Source organism: Streptomyces sp. NPDC107517, assembly GCF_055582645.1.
Genome location: NZ_JBVJPM010000002.1, coordinates 285,298 through 307,321, shown reverse-complemented (window position 1 = coordinate 307,321; position 22,024 = coordinate 285,298). Strand labels below are relative to the sequence as shown.

Genomic DNA, 22,024 nt, shown 5'->3' with positions numbered 1-22,024 from the left:
CACCTTCCCGAAGGGGTCCACTCACGTGTCCGGTTCCTCGATGTCTCGTCGCACCCTGCTGCGTTCCATAGCCGTCGGCGGCGCCGCCCTGGCCGCCCCGCCCTTCCTCACCGCCTGCTCCACCGACTCGGGTGGCGGCGGTTCGGTCTCCAACGCGGGCAAGAAGGCGGCCGCGTGGCCGACGTTCACCCCCGCCACCGGCGCGAAGCCGGACCTGGCGGCCACCGCGCAGGGCGTCCAGGCGGGCTACACCACGTACCCCGCGAAGCTGGTCAAGGCCGTCGCGGAGAAGCCCGGTACGGGCAAGGAGAAGATCAAGGTCCTCTCCATCACCTACGGCACGCCCCCGAAGCCGGCGGCGCAGAACAAGCTGTGGGCGGCGATCAACGAAGCTCTGGGCGTGGACGTCGAGTTCACCGTGGTCCCGGACGCGGACTTCCGCACGAAGATGGCGACGCTGTTCGTGGGCGACGACCTGCCGGACATCATCAACATCGGCGGCGGCTACGTACTGCCGCGCGAGGCGCAGTTCGTGAAGTCCCGCTGCGCGGACCTCACCGAGTACCTGTCGGGCGACGCGGTGAAGGACTACCCGAACCTGGCGGGCATCCCGACGTACGCGTGGCAGGGCATGGGCCGGATCTCGGGCCGGATCTTCGGAGTCCCGGTGGAGCGCCCGAAGCCGCAGGACACGCTGTACTTCAACAGCCAGGCGTTCACGAAGGCGGGCTACCGGCCGGGCATGTCCGCCGAGGACTTCGCCACGCTGGCCAAGGAGGCGACAACGGCCAAGAAGTGGGCGCTGGGATCCTCGGCAACCGCGTACTTCGGCTTCAAGACGCACGCCACGTGGCACGGGGCGCCGAACCAGTGGCGCATCAAGGACGACAAGGCGACGTTCTTCGCGAGCACGGACGAGTTCAAGACCGCACTCGACTTCATGTCGAACCTGCGCAAGGCCGGCGCGTACTACCCGGAAGCGACATCCGTCTCGCAGGTGGATCTGAAGACGCAGTTCTGGAACGGCACGGTCCTCTCCATGACGGACGGCTTCCTCTCCTACCCCGGCTCGGCACAAGGCATCAAGAACGCCTTCGACCTGGACGCGCTGATCCCCTACACCCCCGAAGGCGCCACACCGGGCTACCAGCAGTCGCAGGGCATCTTCGGCTACACGGTGATCAAGAAGGCGTCGAAGGACCGCGTCAAGCTGATGCTGCGGATCCTCGACTACCTGGCCTCACCGTTCGGGACCGAGGAGTACGAGCTGGTGCACTTCGGCCTGGAGGGAACACACTTCAAGCGGGACAAGGACAACAACCCGATAGCGACACCGCTCGGCCTGGTCGAGTCGAAGGTGAACCTGCCGTTCGTGTACCTCAGCGACGCGCCCCAGGTCCTGTACGCGCCGGGCTACGGGGAGATCGTCGAGCGCCTGCACTCGTGGCAGCAGAAGGTCGTCCCGATGATGGTGCCGAACGACCGCTGGGGCCTGCAGTCGGACACGTACAACAAGCAGGGCGCGACGCTCGACCAGATCATCAGCGACGGCGTGACGGCCACGGTCACGGGCCGCCGGAAGGTCTCCGACTGGGACGCCGTATACAAGAAGTGGCTCAGCCAGGGCGGGCAGCAGGCGCTGGAGGAATTCGCCGAAGAGTACGAGGCGGCGCACTGAACCCACGGCATCGTCCATGATGGTCCGGGGCGGCATCGCCCGCCCCGGACAGGCAAGTTGAGGAGAGACAACAGTGGGTGAGCGGGTCACCATCCGTGACGTGGCCGCGCGCGCGGGCGTCTCCGTCGCGACTGTTTCGCGGGTCCTGGCGGGCAACTACCCGACGTCGGCGGCTTCGCGCGCCAAGGTCCAAAGAGCGGTCAAGGACCTGGACTATGTGGTCAACGCGCACGCCCGAGCCCTCGCCGGCACCGGACGCAAGACGATCGCGGTCCTGATGTTCGACGTGGTCAGCTCGTTCTACGCGGCCGTGGCGCAGGGCGTGGAGATGGAAGCGGCCCAGCACAACAGACTCACCCTGGTCTGCTCGACGGGCGGCGACCCGGCCCGCGAACTGGCGCTGGTCCAGATGATGCGGGAACAGGCGGCGGAGGCCGTGGTTCTGGTCGGCGGAGTCATCGAGGACGACGAGTACCGCGAGCGGATGGCGCACTACGCGGAGGCACTCGCGGCGGCGGGCTCGCGCCTGGTCCTGTGCGGCAGACCGGCACCGGCACCCGACGTCCCCGCACTCGTGGTGGAGTACGACAACGGCGCGGGCGCCCACGCGATAACGAGCCACCTCCTGGGCGCCGGCCACCGGAAGATCGCGATGATCGGCTACCAGCCGGGCAACACCACGGGCGAGGACCGCGTAACGGGATACCTCAGAGCCCTGGACGACCACGGCGTCCCCCGCTCGGACGCGATCCTGCACGGCATCGGCTTCGGCCAGCACCACGGCTACGAGGCGATGCGCGATCTGCTGGACAAGTGCAACGGCAAGCCGGACTTCACTGCGGTCTTCGCGGGCGACGACCGCGTGGCGGCAGCGGCGATCCGCGCACTGGCGGAGGCGGGCCTACGAGTCCCCGAGGACATCTCGGTGGTCGGCTACAACGACGACCCGGTGGCAGAAGACATCACCCCCGGCCTCACCACGGTGCACATCCCGGCAGCGGAAATGGGCCGCACGGCCGTAAGACTGGCCCTGACAGGCACGACCCGCCCCGGCCAGCAACGCCACCTCCTGGGCACGCACATAGTGATCAGAGACAGCGTCCGCCCCCACCGCCACTGAGCGCCGTACGAAGACACGCAGTCCCACCGACCGGTCGGCCGCATACGAGACAGCGCCGGAGACGGCGAAGCCCCACCGGGCGGCCAGTCGCGTACGAAACGGGAGGGGACGTGGGGGCATGTGCGCGCGGAGCCACCAGCACCACGTACCGGCAATCAACTGGCTGACGTGCACCGATAGAACAGCGAGCACGTACATGCCCCCGCGGCCCCGCACCCAAAAACGCACCTGCCGCCCCCGCACCGAGCCCGCGCCCGAACCCACACCCACACCCACACCGAACCCGAAACCCGCACCCGCACCCGCACCCGCACCCACCAACACACCGGCCGCCGAAAGCCGACCCCCGAAGACCGAGCCGGACCCACCCCCTCCACTCCCCGGCCCGAGAGGACATCGCGTCAGTCAGACGATTAAACTGACCTAGTGCCTCAACTACGTCTCGCTCTGAATCAGATCGACTCGACCGTCGGAGATCTCGCCGGGAACGCCGAGGCGATCATCCGCTGGACCAAGCACTCCGCCGAACAGGGAGCGCACCTGGTCACGTTCCCCGAGATGGCCCTGACCGGCTACCCGGTGGAGGACCTCGCCCTGCGCGAGTCCTTCGTCGAGGCGTCCCGCCGGGGACTGACCGCCCTGGCCAGGCGCCTCGCCGACGAGGGCCACGGCGACCTCCCCGTGATCGTCGGCTATCTGGACCGCTCGGAGAAGGCCCAGCCCAAGTACGGCCAGCCCGCGGGCGCCCCCCAGAACGCCGCCGCGGTCCTGCACGACGGCCGGGTCGCCCTGACATTCGCCAAGCACCACCTCCCGAACTACGGCGTCTTCGACGAGTTCCGCTACTTCGTGCCGGGCGACACGATGCCCGTGATCCGCGTACGCGGAATCGACGTGGCGCTCGCCATCTGCGAGGACCTCTGGCAGGACGGCGGCCGCGTCCCGGCCACCCGAAGCGTCGGCGCCGGCCTCCTGATCTCGATCAACGCCTCGCCGTACGAGCAGAACAAGGACGACACCCGCCTGGACCTGGTGCGGGGGCGCGCCCAGGAGGCGGGCTGCACGCTGGCGTACGTCGCCACGATCGGCGGCCAGGACGAGCTCGTCTTCGACGGCGACTCGATCGTGGTGGACGCGGCGGGCGAAGTCGTGGCCAGGGCACCCCAGTTCGCGGAGGGCTGCGTGGTCCTGGACCTGGACCTCCCGGCGGCGAAGCCGGAGGCCCCGACGGGGACGGTCGACGACGGCCTGCGCATCGACCACCTGACGATCTCCGAGGACCACGTCCCGGCGTACGAGCCGGAGCTGACCGGCGGCTACGCGGACCGCCTGGACGACGACGAGGAGGTCTACTCGGCGCTGGTCGTGGGCCTGCGCGCCTACGCCGCGAAGAACGGCTTCCGCTCGGTACTGATCGGCCTGTCGGGCGGCATCGACTCGGCGCTGACGGCGGCGATCGCGTGCGACGCGCTGGGCGCGCAGAACGTGTACGGCATCGCGATGCCGTCGAAGTACTCCTCGGACCACTCGAAGGGCGACGCGGCGGAGCTGGCCGAGCGTACGGGCCTCAACTTCCGTACGGTGCCGATCGAGCCGATGTTCGACGCGTACATGGGGTCGCTGGGCCTGACGGGCCTCGCGGAGGAGAACCTGCAGTCGAGGCTGCGCGGCACGATGCTGATGGCGGTGTCCAACCAGGAGGGCCACATCGTGCTCGCGCCGGGCAACAAGTCCGAGCTGGCGGTGGGCTATTCGACGCTGTACGGCGACTCGGTCGGCGCGTACGGCCCGATCAAGGACGTGTACAAGACGTCGGTCTTCCGGCTGGCCGAGTGGCGCAACCGGGCGGCGGCCGAGCGCGGGCAGACTCCCCCGATCCCGGAGAACTCGATCACGAAGCCGCCGAGCGCGGAGCTGCGCCCGGGCCAGGTGGACACGGACTCGCTGCCGGACTACCCGGTGCTGGACGCGATCCTGGCGATGTACGTGGACCGGGACAGGGGCGCGGACGCGATCGTGGCGGCCGGGTTCGACGCGGACCTGGTGACGAGGACCCTGCGGATGGTGGACACGGCGGAGTACAAGAGGCGCCAGTACCCGCCGGGCACGAAGATCTCGGCAAAGGGCTTCGGCAAGGACCGCCGCCTGCCCATCACGAACAGCTGGCGGGAGTCGGCGTAACAGCCACCGCCCTCCAGCCCTCCGATCCCCAGCCCTTCGATCGCAGCCCTTCGATCCGCAGCCCCAACTCCCCGGCCCCGAGCCCGGACCCCGGAGCCCACCCGTCGCATCACCGGCGACGGGTGGGCTCCCCCGCTTCCGGAGCCGAAGAAGCGGCATCGGGCAGATGCGAGGCCACGAGGAGCCCGTGCCCCGCCGTGGCAAAAGGGGCAACGAGCCGGGACCGACGCAGGTCGACCCCGTAGGCAACCCCGGCCACCCCGATCCCGAGGACGGCGAGCGCGGCCCCGGCGACCGCGGGGGACGTGAGCCCGAACCCGGCGGCGAGGGCGAGCCCGCCGATCCAGGCGCCGCCGGCGTTGGCGAGGTTGAAGGCGGCCTGGTTGGCGGAGGAGGCGAGGGAGGGTGCGGCCGAGGCCTTCTCCATGACCATGAGCTGGAGCGGCGACCCGGTGATGAAGGCGGCCGTACCGAGCAGCACCACAGCGACCGCGGCGCTCCACTCGGCCCGCATCAGGACAGGGAACAGGGCAAGGACCACACCGAGCGAGACCAGCCCCCCGAACAGGGTCCCGCGCAGGGAGCGATCGGCAAGCCGCCCGCCGAGCAGATTCCCCGCGGTGGCGCCGACGCCGAACAGGGCGAGCAGCAGCGTGACGCTCGCCTCGGCGAACCCGGCGGTGCCGGTGAGCATCGGCGTCACATAGCTGTACGCGGCGAAGAGCGCGCCGAACCCGGCGACGGTGGTGCCGAGGGAGAGCCACACGGGCAGGGAGCCGAGGGCCTTGAGCTCACCGCGCAGCCCGCCGCTCTCGCCGTGGCCGTGGTCGGCGGGGACGAGGAGCAGGAGCGCGGTGATCGCGACGAGCCCGATGGCGCTGACGGCGAGGAACGTGGCGCGCCAGCCGAGCTGCTGGCCCATGAGCGTGGCGATGGGGACGCCGATGACGTTGGCGACGGTGAGGCCGAGGAACATCAGGGACACCGAGCGGGCCTTGCGCTCGGGCGCGACGAGCGAGGTGGCGACGACGGCGCCGACGCCGAAGAAGGCGCCGTGCGGCAGCCCGCTGACGAAGCGCGCGGCCATGAGCAGGTGATAGTCGGGCGCGGCGGCGGACACGGCGTTGCCGGCGACGAAGAGCACCATGAGCGCGACGAGAACGCGTCGGCGGGGCATGCGCGCGGTGAGGGCGGCGAGGAGCGGGGCGCCGATGACGACGCCGAGGGCGTACGCGGAGACGAGGTGACCGGCGGAGGGGATGGAGATGTGCAGATCGTCGGCGACGTTGGGCAGGAGGCCCATCATCACGAACTCGGTGGTGCCGATGCCGAAGGCGCCCACGGCGAGGGCGAGCAGGGCCAGGGGCATGAAAAAGGGGACCTTCCACGGGAAGACGGGCGGGAGACGCGGGAATCCGTAAGTTTACGTCCGGAACAAACTCTCCCGCGCCAAGTATTCCGTGAGGTGAGGCCCCGGTTTCCACCGAGTCAACAACGGGTGTGAGGAACGAACGCGGACGTCAGGACCGGGTGAGATCGACCTTCGCCGCGATCGGCAGATGATCGCTGCCGGTCTCGGGCAGGGTCCACGACGTGACCGGCTCCACACCCTTGACCATGATCTGGTCGATACGGGCCATGGGGAACGAGGCCGGCCAGCTGAACCCGAACCCACTGCCGGCGGCACCCTGTGTGGACCGCATCTGGGACGTCACGCCGTTCAGCGCACGGTCGTTCATCGTGCCGTTGAGGTCGCCCAGCAGGATGACCTTCCCGAGCGTCTCGTCGGAGATGGCCTCGCCGAGCGCGTCGGCGGAGGTGTCGCGCTGGCTGGCGGTGAATCCGGCGTGCATCTTGACCCGGACCGACGGCAGGTGCGCGACGAACACGGCGACGTCGCCCTGGGGCGTGGCGACGGTGGTGCGCATGGCGCGCGTCCAGCCGAGCTGGATGTCGACGGGCCGCGTCCCGCTCAGCGGGTACTTGCTCCACAGCCCGACGGTGCCGGCGACGGAGTGGTACGGATACGTCTGCGCGAGCGCCTTCTCGTAGACGGGAACGGCGTCGGCCGTCAGCTCTTCCAGGGCGACGACCTGCGCCCCGGAGGCGGCGATCGCGTCGGCGGTGCCGGTCGGGTCGGGGTTCTCCGCGTTGACGTTGTGGGTGGCGACGGTGAGGTCGCCACCGCCGGCGGTCTTGTCGGTGAGGAGCCCGCCGAAGAGGTTGAGCCAGACGACGGCCGGGACCAGGACCGCGATCAGGGCCGTCGCGGACTTCCGCACGACGGCCAGGACGAGCAGGACGGGCACGAACACACCGAGCCAGGGAAGGAAGGTCTCGGTGAGGGAGCCCAGGTTTCCGAGGGTGTTGGGGATCTGCGCGTGGAAGAGCATGACGAGCGCGACCAGAACGGCCAGTGCCGCGAGGACCACCCCGCGCCGCCAGATCCCCCGGTCACCGCGCCACCCGCCGGTCAGGCGGCGCAGCGGGTCTCTGGAACGCTGGTGCCCCGAGCCGCCGCCACCCGTTTCCGTCCTGAACCCCTGCGCCATACCGTCGTCGCCTCACTGCCCTGCCGTGCACACCGACCTCGCCCTGAAACCCTAGGGGATGATCGGCGCCCTCCTCGCCGTCCACGACGGCCGTACGGGCACGAGGACGAGCGCAGCGGCGCCCGGGGTTCCGGATCGACGGCACGCATGGGGCCTCTGTGACGAAACGCGCATATTCAGTCCGCTGGCCCCGCGGCTTCAGTCCTGTGGCCGCAGCCCGGCGAGTGCGCAGTCGACGATCTGCTCGGAGAGGTCGTCGGCGAGCGGCGCGTCGGGCCGGATGATCGTGCGCAGCAGCATCGGCCCGACGATGAAGTCGTTGATGAGCTCTATGTCGACGTCGGCGCGCAGCTCACCGTTCTCGACGCCGCGCCGCAGCACGTCGAACATGACGCGGCGGCGCGGCTCGATCACGGTGTCGTGGTACGCCTCCCAGAGCTTCGGCAGGCTCTTCATCTGCGCGAAGACGTTGTGCAGCAGGGCCGAGGACCGCAGGGAGACGCCGCGCCTGCGCAGGTGCTCCAGGAGGCCGATCAGGTCGTCGCGCATGGAGGTGCCCGGGAGCTCGGGGTCGGGCTCCTCCATGATGCGCAGGACCTCGACGAAGAGCTCCTCCTTGCCGGACCAGCGCCGGTAGATGGTCGCCTTGCCGACGCCGGCGGTGCGGGCGATCCGCTCGATGGACAGTTCGGTGAGCGGGACGCCGTCCTCGATCAGCTTGAGGACGCCCTCGACGATGGCCCGTTCGACGGCCTCGCTGCGCGGGCGCCCCCGCACCGCGCGCCCCGCATCCACGTCCACGACCACTCCGCCTCTCCGCCTTCCCGCAGCCTTGCGTACCGGCGATTGTCTCAGCCGGTCGCTGCCCTGCCACGACGGGTGCAGGTCAGCGACCCGCCCCGACGGTCTCCTCCTCGCTCTGCCGGGCCGTGGTCCTCGGCGGGCGCCCCGGCAGGAACAGGACGGTGACGACGGCGCTGACCAGCGCGATGCCGGACCCGCACAAGGCGGTCACGTGCATGGCGTGCAGGAAGGAGTCATTGGCCGCGCCGACCAGCGCGTCGCCGCGCGGGCCGAGCTTCGCCGCCACGCCGAGGGTGGCCTCGATGGACTCGCCCGCCGTGTGCCGCAGCCCGGCGGGCAGCAGGCCGAGCTTGTCCTCGATGCCGCTGCGGTACGCGGTGGACAGCACGGAACCGAGTACGGCGATGCCCAGGGCGCCGCCGACCTGCCGGAACGTGTTGCTCAGGGCGGACGCGGAGCCCGCCTTCTCGCGCGGCAGGGCCTGCATGATGACGACGCTGGTGGGGGTCATGACGTGCGCCATGCCCGTACCCATGAGGAAGAAGACGACTTCCAGGATCCAGATGGGCGTGTCCGCGTCGAGGATCGTGAACGCGGCGAGCATCGCGGCGAGGATCACCAGGCCGCCGGTCGTCGTGGCGCGCACTCCGAAGCGGTCGACGACGAGCCGGGCGCGCGGCGCGAAGATCAGCTGGGCAGCGGCGAGCGGCAGCATCAGGAGGCCGGTCTGCAGCGGCGAGTAGCCGCGCACGCTCTGGGTGTAGAAGACCGAGAAGAAGGTGACGCCCATCAGCGCGAAGAAGACGAGCGCGATGGCGGCGATGGCCGCGGAGAACACCTTGTTCTTGAAGTACTTGATGTCGATGGACGGGTGGTCGCTGCGCTTCTCGTACAGGACGAAGCCGATGAGGACGACGAGTCCGGCCGCGATGGTCAACAGGACCACGGGGTCCGCGAAGTCGGCGAGCTGGCCGCCCTTGATGATGCCGTAGACGAGCAGGACGAGTCCGACGACGGAGAGGCCGACGCCCACCAGGTCGATACGGCCGGGGTTGGGGTCGCGGGAGTCCGGCACGAGGGCCAGCATCAGAACGACCGCGATGATCACGATCGGCACGTTGACCAGGAAGACCGAGCCCCACCAGAAGTGGTCGAGGAGCAGGCCGCCGGTGATGGGGCCGATGGCGATGGCGATGCCGACGCCGCCCGCCCAGATGCCGATGGCCTTGGGCTGCTCGTCGCGCTCGAAGACGTTCATGAGGACGGCGAGCGTCGCGGGCATCACGAAGGCGGCGCCGATACCCATGATCGCCCGGAAGATGATGAGCTGGACCGGCGAGCCGGACTCGGCGGCCAGGGCGGAGCCGAGGCCGAACACCACGAGGCCGCCGACGAGCACCTTCTTGCGCCCGAGCCGGTCACCGAGCAGACCCGCGGTGAAGAGCAGGCCGGCGAAGACCAGCGTGTAGGCGTTGATGGCCCACTCCAGCTCGCCCTGTGTGGCTCCGAGGCCCACGGGGGGCGGGGTCGAGATCGTCTTGATCGCGACGTTCAGGATGGAGTTGTCGAGCACGACTATCAGCAGGCTGAGCATCAGCACGCCGAGGATCGCCCATCGGCGGCGGTGCACAGCCTCCGGTATGCGCGGCGATTCGGGAACGGCAGGAGTGGTCATGGGACTCACCCTAGGGGCAGTTTCGATACGAGACCGTCTCGTATTGGAAGTCCTTAGGAAGACTTTACGAACCAGAAGGGAGACCCGCTCGCGGAGTGACCCGACCGGCGCACACCCCCCTAGCCATTCCTCGGCACGCGGTGCCACCATGGAGGGGATCCGGGGACGCCGTAAGGGCGCCTCGAGACAACAGAAGGAGCCGTTGCGATGACGCAGCTTTCGGCTGCCCAGAACAACCCCGACAGCAGCAACAGCGGCAACAAGGCGCTGTACGGGGGCAAGAGCAACCGGCGCATCACGGTGCGCGACATCATGCTCGCCAAGGAACGCGGCGAGAAGTGGCCCATGCTCACGGCCTACGACGCGATGACCGCGTCCGTCTTCGACGAGGCCGGCATCCCGGTCATGCTCGTCGGCGACTCCGCGGGCAACTGTCACCTCGGGTACGAGACCACCGTGCCCGTCACCCTCGACGAGATGACGATGCTCTCGGCCGCCGTCGTACGGGGCACCAAGCGCGCCCTCATCGTCGGTGACCTCCCCTTCGGCTCGTACCAGGAGGGCCCCGTACAGGCCCTGCGGTCCGCGACGCGCCTGGTCAAGGAGGCCGGGGTCGGCGCGGTGAAGCTGGAGGGCGGCGAGCGCTCGCTGGCCCAGACCGAGCTGCTCGTGCAGTCCGGCATCCCGGTCATGTCCCACCTGGGCCTCACACCGCAGTCTGTGAACACCATGGGGTACCGCGTCCAGGGCCGCGGCGACGAGGACGCGCACCGACTGCTGCGTGACGCCAAGGCCGCCCAGGACGCCGGCGCGTTCGCCGTCGTCCTCGAACTGGTCCCGGCCGAGCTGGCCGCCGAGGTCACCCGGTCCCTGAACATCCCGACCGTCGGCATCGGCGCGGGCCCCGAGTGCGACGCCCAGGTCCTCGTGTGGACCGACATGCTCGGCCTCACCGGCGGCAAGATGCCGCGCTTCGTGAAGCAGTACGCGGATCTGCGCGGCGTCATGGGCGAGGCGGCGAAGGCGTTCGCACAGGACGTGGTCGGCGGAACGTTCCCCCAGGAGGAGCACTCGGTCCACTGACCCGGACCACCACCTGAACCAAAGTGGCACCACAGCGGCTCGCCGATCTTCCCCCGTCGGCGGGCTGCTGCCGTTCCGCCCTCCTTCCGCACAGCCCGTACTGCCCGTACTACCCGTACTACCCGTACTGCCCGTACTACCCGTACTGCCCGTACTACCCGTACTGCCCGTCTGTCGCCGTTCTGTAGGTGCCGTACACGGGGCTGTCGGCCGCCTGTCGGTGGATTGTCGGTGGCACCTGGCACCTTGTACGTCATGACGCGAATCGACAAGAACCCCCCACACAGTGACGACGGTGGCCGGACGGCCTCCGTCACCGTGCGGGGGCTGGTCAAGCACTACGGCGAGACCAAGGCGCTGGACGGCGTGGACCTGGACGTGCACGAGGGCACGGTCATGGGCGTGCTCGGTCCGAACGGCGCCGGCAAGACCACGCTGGTCCGCTGCCTGTCCACCCTCGTCACCCCCGACTCGGGCTCGGCCTTCGTCGCCGGGTACGACGTGGCGAAGCAGCCCCGCCAGCTGCGCCGCGTGATAGGTCTCACCGGCCAGTACGCCGCGGTCGACGAGAAGCTCTCCGGCCGCGAGAACCTGTACATGATCGGCCGCCTCCTCGACCTGTCCCGCAAGGAGTCCCGCTCCCGCGCCGACGCGCTCCTGGAGCGGTTCTCCCTCACCGAGGCCGCCACGCGCCCGGCGAAGACGTACTCCGGCGGCATGCGCCGCAGGCTCGACCTCGCCGCGTCGATGATCGGCAGCCCGGCCGTCCTCTACCTGGACGAGCCGACGACCGGCCTCGACCCCCGCACGCGCAACGAGGTGTGGGCCGAGGTCAAGCGCATGGTCAACGACGGCGTCACGGTGCTCCTCACCACCCAGTACATGGAGGAGGCCGAGCAGCTCGCCAACGAGCTGACGGTCATCGACCGCGGGAAGGTCATCGCGGGCGGCGCCATCGACGAGCTCAAGGCGAAGGTCGGCGGCCGCACCCTGCGCATCCGCCCGGCCGACCCGCTGGAGCTGCGCCCGCTGGCCGCCGCCCTCGACGACATGGGCCTCACGGGCCTCGCCACGTCGACGGTGGACACCGAGGCCGGCACCGTCCTGGTCCCGATCCTCAGCGACGAGCAGCTCACCGCCGTGGTCGGCGCGGTCACCGCGCGCGGCATCACGATCGGCTCGATCGCCACCGAACTGCCCAGTCTGGACGAGGTGTTCCTGTCCATCACCGGCCAGAAGGCCAGTGCCCCGCAGGACGACACCCGTACCTCCGAGCTCGAAGGGGCCGCCGTATGAGCGCCACCACGCTGACGCCTCCCCTGAACCTCGAGGCCGACTCGCGCATCTCCCTGCGCTCCCACATCCGTCACACCGGCGCGCTGGTCCGCCGCAATCTGCTGTGGATCCGCCAGGACCCCGAGTCGATGTTCGACGCGGTCCTGATGCCGATCGTCTTCACGCTCCTGTTCGTGTACGTCTTCGGCGGCTCCATCGGCCAGGCACTCGGCGGCGGCCAGGACCAGTACGTGCAGTACGTGGTCCCGGGCATGATGGCGATGATGAGCATGAACATCGCCATGGCGGTGGGCACGGGGTTCAACCAGGACTTCCAGAACGGCATCATGGACCGTTTCCGGACTCTGCCGATCGGTCAGGGCTCGGTCCTCTTCGCCAAGATCGTGGTGGAGCTGATGCGGCTCCTCATCGCGACGACGATCATGATGATCGTCGGCCTCCTGGTGGGCTTCGACATCACGAACTGGCCCGGCCTGTTCGCCGCCGTGGGCCTCACCGCCCTCTTCGGCACGTCCATCATGTGGATCTTCCTGGTACTGGGCGTCGTGATGAAGAGTGCCCAGGCCGTGCAGGGCATGGGCTTCCTGGTCCTGATGCCGCTGCAGTTCGGCTCGTCGATCTTCGCGCCGACTCAGTCGATGCCGGGCTGGCTCCAGGCCTTCACCGACTACAACCCGCTCTCCTCGCTCGCGGACTCCGCGCGCGGCCTGATGGTGGGCGGCCCGGTGGCGCACGACGTGTGGGTGACGGTGATCTGGTCCGCGGTCCTCACGCTCGTGATGGCTCCGATCGCGATCCACAAGTTCCGTACCAAGAACTGACGTTCACCCGGACAGACGGTTCAACCGCGTTCGCGTCGCAGGAGGGCGGCGGCCTCGTCGAGAGACAGGTCGCCGCCTTCGGCGTACGCGGCCTCGTACGCGCGGTCGCCGATGACCTCACGGATCGCGGCCTCGGCGGACGCGTGGGCGTCGCGCTCCAGGTAGGACCGCACGTGCCGGGACGGCAGCTGTCCGTCGGCGGCGCCCAGGAGGCGGGCCGCGTCGCGGGCGTCGGCCGGGTCTTCGCTCAGGTTCAGGGCGCGGGCGCCGGTCACCAGATGCATGGCGGGCATGTGCGGGGCGATCACCAGGGCCAGCGGGTCGGTCGCCAGCTCCAGGGCCTCGACGACGCCGGCGAGGGCTTTCTCCGCGAGGCCGTCCTGCGAGTCGAGCCAGGCGTACATCCCGACGACGAATCCCCGGAAGACGACGAAGCTCGTCGCCTTGAACTCGTCCTCGAGGAGCCGCAGTTGCTCGCGCGCCTCGGCGACGCGGCCGGTGGACCCGTACCGCCCGGACAGGAACATGCGGGCGGCGGGCCAGGCCTCGTTCGTGTGGCGCCTGCCGGGGTCGAGGATGCCGCGCAGCAGTTCCTCGCCGCGCTCGCCGTCACCGCCCTCGATGAGGGCCTGCCCGAGCCGCGCGTTCAGGATGGCCACCTGTGCCTGCGCGCCGAGGCGTTCGGCGCCCTCGATGGCGGCGGTGTAGTCCTCGGCCGCCGCGGCGTACGCGCCGCTGCGCTCATGGGCCTCGCCGCGCGCGGACAGCGCCTCGGCGACGCCCCACTGGTCGCCGAGCCGGGTGAACAGTTCGAGGGACTCGTCCGCGTCCCTGACCGCGTCGCCCGCCCAGTCGCTGCGGTTGGCGAGGATGTTGGCCCGCAGCTGGAGGGTGAGGGCGAGCTCCCAGGTGTAGCCGAGTTCGCGGCAGGTCTGCACGGTGACGTCGGCGAGGTTCCACAGCGCCTCCATGTCGCCGCTCATCATCACCGCGTAGAACCAGAGGTTGCCCGGCGGGCGGCAGGTCTGCGGGAGGCCCGGGCGGTACGCCTGCGCGATCGCGCGCAGCTTCGCGCCGCCCTCCTCGGTCTGCCAGGTCTCCAGCTCCATGTCCATGTAGGCGAGGCGGAGCAGATGCACCCCGCGCCGTGCCTCCACGAGGAGTTCGGGGCCGAGCGGCGGCGGGGTGTCGGTGCAGCGCTCGTAGAGCGGGGGCGCGGGGTCGGCGGGCGGGGTGAACGGGTCGGGGCCGAGCTCGCTGGCCTCGCGCGACCAGTTGCGGGCGTCGAGGCGCAGGTCGCGCATCTGCCAGAACCAGGCCAGCGAGAGCACCAGGGAGAGCGTCTCCTGCTCGTCCCGCGCGGCGACGGCGTGCCGCAGGGCGGTGCGCAGGTTCTCGTATTCGCGTTCCAGGCGGGCGGCGGCGGCGCGCTGTCCGTGGCCGCGCAGCTGCGGGTCGGTGGTGCGGGCCAGTTCGCGGTAGTACGTGAGGTGCGCGCGCTCGGCGTCCGCCCGGTCACCGGCCTCGTCGAGCCGGTCGCCCGCGTACTCGGCGACGGTCTCCAGGAGGCGGTAGCGCATGGCGCCGGCCCGGTCGCAGGTGTCGTCAGCGGCGGGTGCGTCGTCCGCCTCGCCTTCCCTCTCAGGCTCGTCGCCGCCCCAAGGGGCCGCCACGACGAGGGACTTGTCCACGAGCGAGCCGATCGCGTCGAGGGCGCCGGGGCCGCACACCGCCTCGGCGGCGGCGAGGTCGCAGCCGCCGCTGAAGACCGACAGCCGGCGCAGGACGGTCCGCTCCTCCTCGTCGAGGAGGTCCCAGGACCAGTCGACGACGGCCCGCAGCGTCTGCTGGCGGGGCAGGACGGTGCGGGCGCCCGAGGTGAGCAGGCGGAAGCGGTCGTCGAGCCGGTCGGCGATCTGGCGAGGCGTGAGCATCCGCAGCCGGGCCGCGGCGAGCTCGATGGCGAGGGGCAGTCCGTCGAGCCGCCGGCAGATCTCGGCGGCGGCCCGCTCGTCGTCCTCGACCCGGAACCCGGGCCGCACGGCGGCGCCCCGCTCGCCGAACAGGCGCAGGGCGAACGGCTCCGGCAGCGGCTCCACCGGGTGCAGCAACTCGCCCGGTACGCCGAGGGGTTCGCGGCTCGTGGCGAGAACCGTCACGCCGGGGCACTGTCTGAGCAGCTCCTCGGCGAGGCGGGCGGCGGCCTCGATCACGTGCTCGCAGTTGTCGAGGATCAGCAGCATCCGGCGGTGCGCGCAGTGCTCGGTGAGGCGTACGAGGGGATCCTCGCCGTGCCGGTCGGACGCGACCCGCAGCTCCTCGGCGCCGGCGCCGCGCAGTACGGTCTCGCGGGCCCCGAGCGCCGTGACGACGGCCTCCGGGACGGCGTCCGGGTCCTCGACGGGCGCGAGCTCGGCCAGCCATACGCCGTCCGGCAGATCCATGCTGTCGGCGGTCTCCTGGGACAGCCGGGTCTTCCCGGCGCCGCCGGGCCCGAGCAGCGTCACGAGCCGCACCCGCCCGAGGTCCTCACGGATCGCCCCGATGTCGCCGGTGCGCCCCACGAAGGAGGTGAGCCGGGCGCGGAGGTTGCCTGTGTGGGCGGGTGCCCTGACCGGGGCGGCGGGTCTTTCGGCGGGGGCGGCGGGAGCGGGGGCGGAGGCGCGCGGCGTCAGCAGGTCGGCGTGCAGTGCGCGCAGTTCCGGGCCCGGGTCCGTTCCCAGCCGCTCCGCGAGCTCGACGCGTACCCCCTCGTAGGCCGCCAGCGCCTCGGCGGTGCGGCCGGCGTCGCGCAGGGCGCGCAGCCGCAGCGCCTGGAGCGGCTCGTCGAGCGGATGCGCGTCGCACAGCGCGGTCAGTTCGGGCAGTACGGACTCGGCTCTGCCGAGCGCGAGCGAAGCGGAGAGCCGCGTGCGCCGGGATTCGAGGTGGAGCGCCTCCCAGCGGGCGGCGTCCGCCGAGCGGTCCGGCAGATCGGCCAGCGCGGGGCCGCGCCACAGGGAGAGGGCGTCGTCGAGGACGGCCGCCGACTTGCCGGGGTCGCCGTCGGCCAGCGCCTGTGCGCCGTCCCTCACGAGCCGCTCGAAGCGGAACAGGTCGATGTCCTCGGCGGTGGCGGCCAGCCGGTAGCCGCCGTCGAGCGAGTGCACCGCGTCGGCGCCGATCGCCCTGCGCAGCCGGCCCACGAGCGCCTGGAGCGCGCCGGACGCGTCCGCGGGCGGGTCGGCGCCCCAGACTTCGTCGGTGAGCACCTGCGGAGGGACGGTACGGCCGGGGCGCAGCGCGAGCACGGTCAGCAGGGCACGCAGGCGCGCCCCGCCTACGGGGACGGCCGTGCCGTCGTCGCGGAGTGCCTGCGTGGAGCCGAGAATGCGGTAGCGCACCGGCCCATTGTCCCCAAACCGGCCGCCGGTCCGCGCCCGGGTTTCGGCGGGAGGGCGGTCCGGGGTGCGGAGCGGGTCGTCCGGCGTCGGGCAGATACCCGTCAGGGCGGGGCGACGGACGCGTCCTCGCCGGTGACGCGGAACCTGCGGACCGCCCTGGCACGTTCCCCCGACACCGCACCACCGATACCGTCAGCCCGTCGCCCCAGCACCGCACCAGGCCGCACGACACGCACCCCGGGAGCCCTCCTCCATGACCACCGCCGCCACCCGTCGCAGCGATCGCAGGATCAGCCCTGTCTTCCTCGGTATCGCCGCCGTCACCACCGTCGCCGGCTGGGCCGTGTGGACGGACTTCGCCACGCAGCCCGGCATCGCCGTCTTCCTGTTCGTGACGGGCGCCTGGATCGTCTCGCTCTGTCTGCACGAGTACGCCCACGCGCGCACGGCCCTGCACAGCGGCGACATCTCCATCGGCGCGAAGGGCTATCTGACCCTGAACCCGCTGAAGTACACGCACGCCCTGCTCAGCATCGTGCTGCCCGTCATCTTCGTGATCATGGGCGGGATCGGTCTGCCCGGCGGCGCCGTCTTCATCGAGCGGGGCCGGATCCGGGGCCGCTGGCGGCACAGCCTCATCTCGGCGGCGGGCCCGCTGGCCAACGTCCTGTTCGCCGTCGTGTGCACGGCGCCGTTCTGGCTGGACACGCTGAACGGGGTACCGGACACGTTCCGCTACGCGCTCGGCTTCCTGGCCCTGCTCCAGGTGACCGCGGCGATCTTGAACTTCCTGCCGATCCCCGGCCTGGACGGCTACGGCGTCATCGAGCCGTGGCTGTCCCAGAGCTTCCGGCGGCAGGTGGAGCCGTTCGCTCCGTTCGGGCTGCTCGCCGTGTTCGGCATCCTGTGGATCCCGGAGGTGAACCACGCGTTCTTCGACGCCATCGACGCGATCATGCGCTCCCTCGGTGTCACCGAGTGGGACACCTACTGGGGTCAGGCGTTCTACCGCTTCTGGCAGGGCACCCCTGACATCCCCATCGTCACGCAGTAGGCGCGACCGCCGCCTTCGCCTGCTTCTCGGCCTTGGCCCGGCGCGCGTAGTACCAGGCCATGTTCGAGGTGAGGCCCGCGAGCAGGACCCAGACGATGCCGAGCAGGCTGCCCTGCACGAAGGCGACCACGGCTGCGGCCGTAGCGAGGGCGCAGACGACCAGGGCGTACAGAGCGAGGCGGGGCATGAGGGTCGGCTCCTGTCGGACGGAGAGTTGTACGCCGCCCAGTGTCCCCCATGCCCTTCCACGGTCGCACCGCGGTGACGCGCGCCGGTCAGACGTCGGTGACCCGCAGGCCCGCGTGTGCCTTGTAGCGGCGGTTCACCGAGATCAGGTTCGCGACCAGCGACTCCACCTGGTGCGCGTTGCGCAGCCGGCCCGCGAAGACTCCCCGCATGCCCGGAATGCGGCCCGCCAGCGCCTGGACGATCTCCGTGTCCGCCCGCTCCTCGCCCAGCACCATCACGTCCGTGTCGATCTCCTCGATCGCCTCGTCCTGGAGGAGCACGGCCGACAGGTGGTGGAACGCCGCCGTCACCCGCGAGTCCGGCAGCAGCGCCGCGGCCTGCTCCGCCGCGCTGCCCTCCTCGGGCTTCAGCGCGTACGCGCCCTTCTTGTCGAAGCCCAGCGGGTTGACGCAGTCGACCACGAGCTTGCCCGCGAGGTCCTCGCGCAGCGATTCCAGCGTCCTGCCGTGGCCCTCCCACGGCACCGCCACGATCACGATGTCGCTGCGGCGCGCACACTCCGCGTTGTCCGCGCCCTCGACGCCCAGGCCCAGCCCGTCCGCTGCCGCCTGCGCGCGCTCCGCCGCGCGGGATCCGATGATCACCTTCTGGCCGGCCCTCGCCAGCCGGTAGGCGAGCCCGCGGCCCTGGTCGCCCGTGCCTCCCAGCACGCCTACCACCAGCCCCGACACGTCGGGGAGGTCCCAGGGGTCCTTCGCGGGCGCCTTCTGCACACTGTCCGTAGAGGTCATACGGTGACCTTACTCAGGCGTACGGCCCAGCAGCGCGGCGACCGGGACCCGCCTGAACGTGATCGTCTCGTACGCGCTGAAGTCTCCCGTCTCGTAGAGCAGTCCGACCGTCTCGGGGTCGGCCTGCACCAGGTCGGAGTAGGCCGCCGGCAGGCCGTCCACCGTGTGGGCCACCCGCCAGGTCACACCTCCGTCCTCGCTCGCCCGCACGCTCATCAGCGCCCTGAACCCGGGGTCCGCCGGGCCCGCGAACAGCAGCACCTCCCCCAGCCTCAGCAGGCTGCCCTCCACCACCGGGCCCACCAGGCCCGCCTGCGGGCGGAATGCCTTGACCAGGCTCTCCCCGCCGTCCTCCGACGTCGCGTCCGCCCTCGTGCCCGGCGCGGGCGAGTCGTTGCGGGCGTTGAAGTACAGCCGCCCGTCCGGCAGTTCGACCGCGGTCGTCTCGTTCACGTTCACATAGCCGTCCGGGTGGTCGTCCACGTAACCGAGCCGCCAGGTCCTGCCCCTGTCGTCGCTCAGCAGGCAGTGGCCCCCGTCGTACTTGCCCTCCGTGCCGGTGTCGCCTCCGGCGGGCGGGAGGGAGTGGTTGGCCGGTACCACCACTCGCCCGCTGCGCGTCTGGATCGCGTGGCCCGGGCCCGTGGCGTACCAGCGCCAGTTCCTGTCCTTCGCCTGTGCCGTGATCTCCCTGGGTGCCGACCAGGTCAGGCCCTCGTCGTCGCTGTGCTGCACCCAGACTCGGCGTCCGTCCTCGGGCTCGACCTCGCCCCGCCTGATCGCCGTCTCTGTCGCCCCTGCCGCGTTCCTCACGTGGACGATCAGGACCCGTCCCGTGTCCAGGACCACCGGCGCCGGGTTTCCCGCCAGGTCGTTGCCGTTCGCCGCCACCACCTGGAGCGGGCCCCAGGTGCGGCCGCCGTCCGTGGATCTCTTCAGGACCACGTCGATGTTCCCGTGGTCCTGACTCGATCCCACTCGTCCCTCGCAGAACGCGAGCAGCACGCCGGAGTGTGCCGTGACAGCTGCGGGGATCCGGAAGCTCGCATATCCCTCACGCCCCGCGCGGAAGGGAACAGACGTCTCAGTCAGCACCCCCCATCCCTCCCCACCCAGAGGGAATTCCCGGTGAACTCGGTCTGACGAGTGAACTGTTGAGGCAGTATGCGCAGGCATGGACGCCGTACGGGTCGCACTGCTGCGGGAAGTGCTCGCCGGAACCGAGTGGCTGGGGGCCGCGCGCCGCTTCGCGGGTGCGCTGCGGACCTCTGTCGTGCCGCATGGAGGCGGGCTGCTTCTCGTCGGCACGCCCGAGTACGAACCGTGGCATCTCGCGGCGCATCTTGTGGACGAGGCCGCCTGGTCCGGGATGCCCGAGCTGTCGCCCACGCTCGTGCGGCACCGGGCGGGGGGCGGGGATCCGGCCCATCTCGCGGTGGGGCTCGGGCGCATCGAGGCGGCTCGGCGGGGCGAGACTCTGCTCGTTGTGGCGCCTGGGGCGCCGGGGGAGGCGTTGCTGGAGCGGGTGCATGACGCCCGGCGGGCGGGGGCCACGGTTCTGGCCATCGACTCGGGTGACCGTGATCTGCACGCCATGGCCCATGAGGCGCTCACGCCTGGGCCCGATCTCGACCTCGACACGGCGCAGCACCTGGTCAGCGCGGCCGCGGGCGAGAATCCCGTCGGCGGCCCGGCGCGGGGGCCTCGTCGGCGCTTCCGTGATCGGCTGTCCCGCCTCGCGGATCACCTGACCTCGCCGCCGCCTGCGGGGTGGTAGGGGTGGGGGGCTGCGCTTGAGGGGTGGGGGCTGCGCTTGAGGGGTGGGGGCTGCGCTTGAGGGGTGGGGGCTGCGCTTGAGGGGTGGGGGCTGCGCTTGAGGGGTGGGGTCTGCGCTTGAGGGGTGGTGGTGCGCCGGCGGGTGCGGGCGCGTCAGGTGCGTTTTTGGGTGCGGGGCCGCGGGGGCATGTACGTGCTCGCTGTTCTATCGGTGCACGTCAGCCAGTTAGTTGCCGGAACGTGGTGCTGGTGGCTCCGCGCGCACATGCCCCCACGTCCCCTCCCGTCTCGTACGCGACTGCCCGCCCGGTGGGGCATCGCCGTCTCCGGCCCTGTCTCGTACGCGGCCGCCTGGCCGTCCGGTGGGGCTTTGCTGTCTCCGGACTGTCTCGTACGCGGGGGACGCCCGGTGGGCTCCTGTTCCCCGTCTCCTACGCGGCGTCTCCTACACGGCGGGGGCCGTCAGGCCTTGTCGTCCTCGTCCTTGGCCGTGGCGTCGTGCCACTTGGGGTCCGTCTCCCATTCGAGGTTTCGTTCACGCGCCGTCTCCATCGCGTGTTCCGCCTCGGCGCGCGACGCGTACGGGCCGAAACGGTCCTTGTTGGGGCACTCGGGCCCCTCCTCGACCTTCTGGTGCTCCAGGCAGTAGTACCACTCGCCGGGCTTCCCGACGGTCCGCCTCTTGAACAGGGCCATCCTCGGCTCCTCTCGCCATGACCATGGTCCCCCACAGCCGCTCGATACACTCGCTGGCATGTCTGGCCAGTCGCTGCTCGTACCAGGGGAGCTCTCTCCCACTCGTTCCGTACCCGGAAACATCCGGCGTCCCGAGTACGTGGGCAAGCCCGCGCCCACGCCGTACACCGGTCCCGAGACCCAGACCCCGGAGACGGTCGAGGCCATGCGCCGCGCCGGCCGGATCGCCGCGCAGGCGATGGAGGAGGCCGCCAAGGCCATCGCGCCCGGCGTGACCACGGACGAACTCGACCGCATCGCGCACGAGTACATGATCGACCACGGCGCGTACCCGTCGACCCTCGGCTACCGCAACTTCCCGAAGTCGCTGTGCACCTCCGTCAACGAGGTCATCTGCCACGGGATCCCCGATTCCACCGTCCTGAACGACGGAGACATCGTCAACCTCGACGTGACCGCCTACATCGGCGGTGTGCACGGCGACAACAACGCCACCTATCTGGTCGGTGATGTCGACGAGGAGTCCCGGCTTCTCGTCGAGCGGACCCGTGAGTCCCTCAACCGCGCCATCAAGGCCGTCCGGCCGGGGCGGCAGATCAACATCATCGGCCGCGTCATCGAGTCGTACGCCAAGCGCTTCGGTTACGGCGTCGTGCGGGACTTCACCGGGCACGGGATCAACTCGTCGTTCCACTCCGGCCTGATCATTCCGCACTACGACAGCCCGCACGCCACCACCGTCATCCAGCCCGGGATGACCTTCACCATCGAGCCCATGCTGACGCTCGGCACCCATGAGTACGACATGTGGGACGACGGGTGGACCGTCGTGACCAAGGACCGCAAGCGGACCGCTCAGTTCGAGCACACCCTGGTCGTGACCGAAACCGGTGCGGAGATTCTCACTCTGCCCTGACGTCGTGGA

The 22,024-nt window shown here is 70.7% G+C and carries 19 protein-coding genes; 10 read left to right on the top strand and 9 right to left on the bottom strand.

The window, feature by feature from the left end; translation table 11 throughout:
- The first annotated feature begins 40 nt into the window (after positions 1–40).
- The 3 genes from ACZ67T_RS05140 to ACZ67T_RS05130 all read left to right on the top strand — a co-directional run bounded on the left by ACZ67T_RS05140 (position 41) and on the right by ACZ67T_RS05130 (position 4,979).
- Positions 41–1,678 (top strand): type 2 periplasmic-binding domain-containing protein, encoded by a 1,638-nt coding sequence (locus ACZ67T_RS05140; protein ID WP_469981625.1) that lies wholly within the window; start codon positions 41–43, stop codon positions 1,676–1,678.
- 73 nt (positions 1,679–1,751) lie between these two features.
- Positions 1,752–2,798, top strand: coding sequence for a LacI family DNA-binding transcriptional regulator (locus tag ACZ67T_RS05135; RefSeq protein ID WP_469981624.1), 1,047 nt, complete (start codon positions 1,752–1,754; stop codon positions 2,796–2,798).
- Positions 2,799–3,224: 426 nt separating this feature from the next.
- Positions 3,225–4,979 (top strand): NAD+ synthase, encoded by a 1,755-nt coding sequence (locus ACZ67T_RS05130; RefSeq protein WP_469981623.1) that lies wholly within the window; start codon positions 3,225–3,227, stop codon positions 4,977–4,979.
- 109 nt (positions 4,980–5,088) lie between these two features.
- On the opposite strand, the gene ACZ67T_RS05125 is transcribed toward ACZ67T_RS05130, so the two are convergent.
- The 4 genes from ACZ67T_RS05125 to ACZ67T_RS05110 all read right to left on the bottom strand — a co-directional run bounded on the left by ACZ67T_RS05125 (position 5,089) and on the right by ACZ67T_RS05110 (position 10,010).
- Complete coding sequence (locus tag ACZ67T_RS05125; protein ID WP_469981622.1) at positions 5,089–6,348, bottom strand: MFS transporter; 1,260 nt, start codon at positions 6,346–6,348, stop codon at positions 5,089–5,091.
- 151 nt (positions 6,349–6,499) lie between these two features.
- The gene (locus ACZ67T_RS05120; protein ID WP_469981621.1) at positions 6,500–7,531 is read right to left on the bottom strand and encodes an endonuclease/exonuclease/phosphatase family protein; all 1,032 of its coding nucleotides are present in this window, start codon (positions 7,529–7,531) and stop codon (positions 6,500–6,502) included.
- Between the two features lie 198 nt (positions 7,532–7,729).
- Complete coding sequence (locus ACZ67T_RS05115; RefSeq protein WP_469981620.1) at positions 7,730–8,338, bottom strand: TetR/AcrR family transcriptional regulator; 609 nt, start codon at positions 8,336–8,338, stop codon at positions 7,730–7,732.
- Between the two features lie 79 nt (positions 8,339–8,417).
- Complete coding sequence (locus ACZ67T_RS05110; RefSeq protein WP_469981619.1) at positions 8,418–10,010, bottom strand: MFS transporter; 1,593 nt, start codon at positions 10,008–10,010, stop codon at positions 8,418–8,420.
- Positions 10,011–10,217: 207 nt separating this feature from the next.
- Between ACZ67T_RS05110 and panB the strand changes: the two genes are divergently transcribed.
- From panB to ACZ67T_RS05090, 4 genes are all read left to right on the top strand, one after another.
- Positions 10,218–11,093, top strand: coding sequence for a 3-methyl-2-oxobutanoate hydroxymethyltransferase (panB, locus tag ACZ67T_RS05105; RefSeq protein WP_469981618.1), 876 nt, complete (start codon positions 10,218–10,220; stop codon positions 11,091–11,093).
- A 23-nt stretch (positions 11,094–11,116) separates the two neighbouring features.
- Positions 11,117–11,281, top strand: coding sequence for a hypothetical protein (locus tag ACZ67T_RS05100; RefSeq protein WP_469981617.1), 165 nt, complete (start codon positions 11,117–11,119; stop codon positions 11,279–11,281).
- Between the two features lie 67 nt (positions 11,282–11,348).
- A complete protein-coding gene (locus ACZ67T_RS05095) occupies positions 11,349–12,389 on the top strand; it encodes an ATP-binding cassette domain-containing protein (protein WP_469981616.1) in 1,041 nt (346 codons plus the stop codon).
- Complete coding sequence (locus ACZ67T_RS05090) at positions 12,386–13,210, top strand: ABC transporter permease (RefSeq protein ID WP_100592061.1); 825 nt, start codon at positions 12,386–12,388, stop codon at positions 13,208–13,210. Before ACZ67T_RS05095 ends, ACZ67T_RS05090 begins: the two co-directional genes overlap by 4 nt.
- A gap of 20 nt (positions 13,211–13,230) precedes the next feature.
- Here ACZ67T_RS05090 and ACZ67T_RS05085 read toward each other — a convergent pair whose 3' ends face one another.
- Complete coding sequence (locus ACZ67T_RS05085; RefSeq protein ID WP_469981615.1) at positions 13,231–16,593, bottom strand: AfsR/SARP family transcriptional regulator; 3,363 nt, start codon at positions 16,591–16,593, stop codon at positions 13,231–13,233.
- Positions 16,594–16,846: 253 nt separating this feature from the next.
- Here ACZ67T_RS05085 and ACZ67T_RS05080 point away from each other — a divergent pair, with 253 nt between their 5' ends.
- On the top strand, positions 16,847–17,647 hold the full coding sequence (locus ACZ67T_RS05080; protein WP_469981614.1) for a site-2 protease family protein: 801 nt from the start codon (positions 16,847–16,849) through the stop codon (positions 17,645–17,647).
- On the opposite strand, the gene ACZ67T_RS05075 is transcribed toward ACZ67T_RS05080, so the two are convergent.
- The 3 genes from ACZ67T_RS05075 to ACZ67T_RS05065 form a co-directional block, all read right to left on the bottom strand.
- Positions 17,637–17,834, bottom strand: a complete 198-nt coding sequence (locus ACZ67T_RS05075) for a hypothetical protein (protein WP_469981613.1) — start codon at positions 17,832–17,834, stop codon at positions 17,637–17,639. The genes ACZ67T_RS05080 and ACZ67T_RS05075 overlap by 11 nt on opposite strands.
- Positions 17,835–17,922: 88 nt before the next feature.
- Positions 17,923–18,627 carry an NADPH-dependent F420 reductase gene (gene npdG, locus ACZ67T_RS05070; RefSeq protein ID WP_469981612.1) on the bottom strand — a complete coding sequence of 235 codons (705 nt, stop codon included), beginning with the start codon at positions 18,625–18,627 and terminating at the stop codon, positions 17,923–17,925.
- Positions 18,628–18,636: 9 nt separating this feature from the next.
- Entirely contained in the window at positions 18,637–19,719 is a 1,083-nt protein-coding gene (locus tag ACZ67T_RS05065) for a sialidase family protein (protein ID WP_469982258.1), read from the bottom strand.
- Between the two features lie 82 nt (positions 19,720–19,801).
- On the opposite strand from ACZ67T_RS05065, the gene ACZ67T_RS05060 reads away from it, so the two are divergent.
- The gene (locus tag ACZ67T_RS05060) at positions 19,802–20,404 is read left to right on the top strand and encodes a hypothetical protein (protein WP_469981611.1); all 603 of its coding nucleotides are present in this window, start codon (positions 19,802–19,804) and stop codon (positions 20,402–20,404) included.
- A 461-nt stretch (positions 20,405–20,865) separates the two neighbouring features.
- Here the strand turns inward: ACZ67T_RS05060 and ACZ67T_RS05055 are convergent, their stop codons facing one another.
- Positions 20,866–21,099, bottom strand: coding sequence for a hypothetical protein (locus tag ACZ67T_RS05055; RefSeq protein ID WP_469981610.1), 234 nt, complete (start codon positions 21,097–21,099; stop codon positions 20,866–20,868).
- A gap of 58 nt (positions 21,100–21,157) precedes the next feature.
- Between ACZ67T_RS05055 and map the strand changes: the two genes are divergently transcribed.
- On the top strand, positions 21,158–22,015 hold the full coding sequence (map, locus tag ACZ67T_RS05050) for a type I methionyl aminopeptidase (RefSeq protein ID WP_469981609.1): 858 nt from the start codon (positions 21,158–21,160) through the stop codon (positions 22,013–22,015).
- The last annotated feature ends 9 nt before the right edge of the window (positions 22,016–22,024 follow it).

What these genes read in the sequence shown, in the direction of transcription:
- ACZ67T_RS05125 (WP_469981622.1), bottom strand. Translation starts at nt 6,348, where the DNA reads ATGCCCCTGGCCCTGCTCGCCCTCGCCGTGGGCGCCTTCGGCATCGGC.
- ACZ67T_RS05075 (WP_469981613.1), bottom strand. Translation starts at nt 17,834, where the DNA reads ATGCCCCGCCTCGCTCTGTACGCCCTGGTCGTCTGCGCCCTCGCTACG.
- npdG (WP_469981612.1), bottom strand. Translation starts at nt 18,627, where the DNA reads ATGACCTCTACGGACAGTGTGCAGAAGGCGCCCGCGAAGGACCCCTGG.
- ACZ67T_RS05120 (WP_469981621.1), bottom strand. Translation starts at nt 7,531, where the DNA reads ATGGCGCAGGGGTTCAGGACGGAAACGGGTGGCGGCGGCTCGGGGCAC.
- map (WP_469981609.1), top strand. Translation starts at nt 21,158, where the DNA reads ATGTCTGGCCAGTCGCTGCTCGTACCAGGGGAGCTCTCTCCCACTCGT.
- ACZ67T_RS05095 (WP_469981616.1), top strand. Translation starts at nt 11,349, where the DNA reads ATGACGCGAATCGACAAGAACCCCCCACACAGTGACGACGGTGGCCGG.
- panB (WP_469981618.1), top strand. Translation starts at nt 10,218, where the DNA reads ATGACGCAGCTTTCGGCTGCCCAGAACAACCCCGACAGCAGCAACAGC.
- ACZ67T_RS05140 (WP_469981625.1), top strand. Translation starts at nt 41, where the DNA reads ATGTCTCGTCGCACCCTGCTGCGTTCCATAGCCGTCGGCGGCGCCGCC.
- ACZ67T_RS05090 (WP_100592061.1), top strand. Translation starts at nt 12,386, where the DNA reads ATGAGCGCCACCACGCTGACGCCTCCCCTGAACCTCGAGGCCGACTCG.
- ACZ67T_RS05055 (WP_469981610.1), bottom strand. Translation starts at nt 21,099, where the DNA reads ATGGCCCTGTTCAAGAGGCGGACCGTCGGGAAGCCCGGCGAGTGGTAC.
- ACZ67T_RS05060 (WP_469981611.1), top strand. Translation starts at nt 19,802, where the DNA reads ATGGACGCCGTACGGGTCGCACTGCTGCGGGAAGTGCTCGCCGGAACC.
- ACZ67T_RS05110 (WP_469981619.1), bottom strand. Translation starts at nt 10,010, where the DNA reads ATGACCACTCCTGCCGTTCCCGAATCGCCGCGCATACCGGAGGCTGTG.
- ACZ67T_RS05080 (WP_469981614.1), top strand. Translation starts at nt 16,847, where the DNA reads ATGACCACCGCCGCCACCCGTCGCAGCGATCGCAGGATCAGCCCTGTC.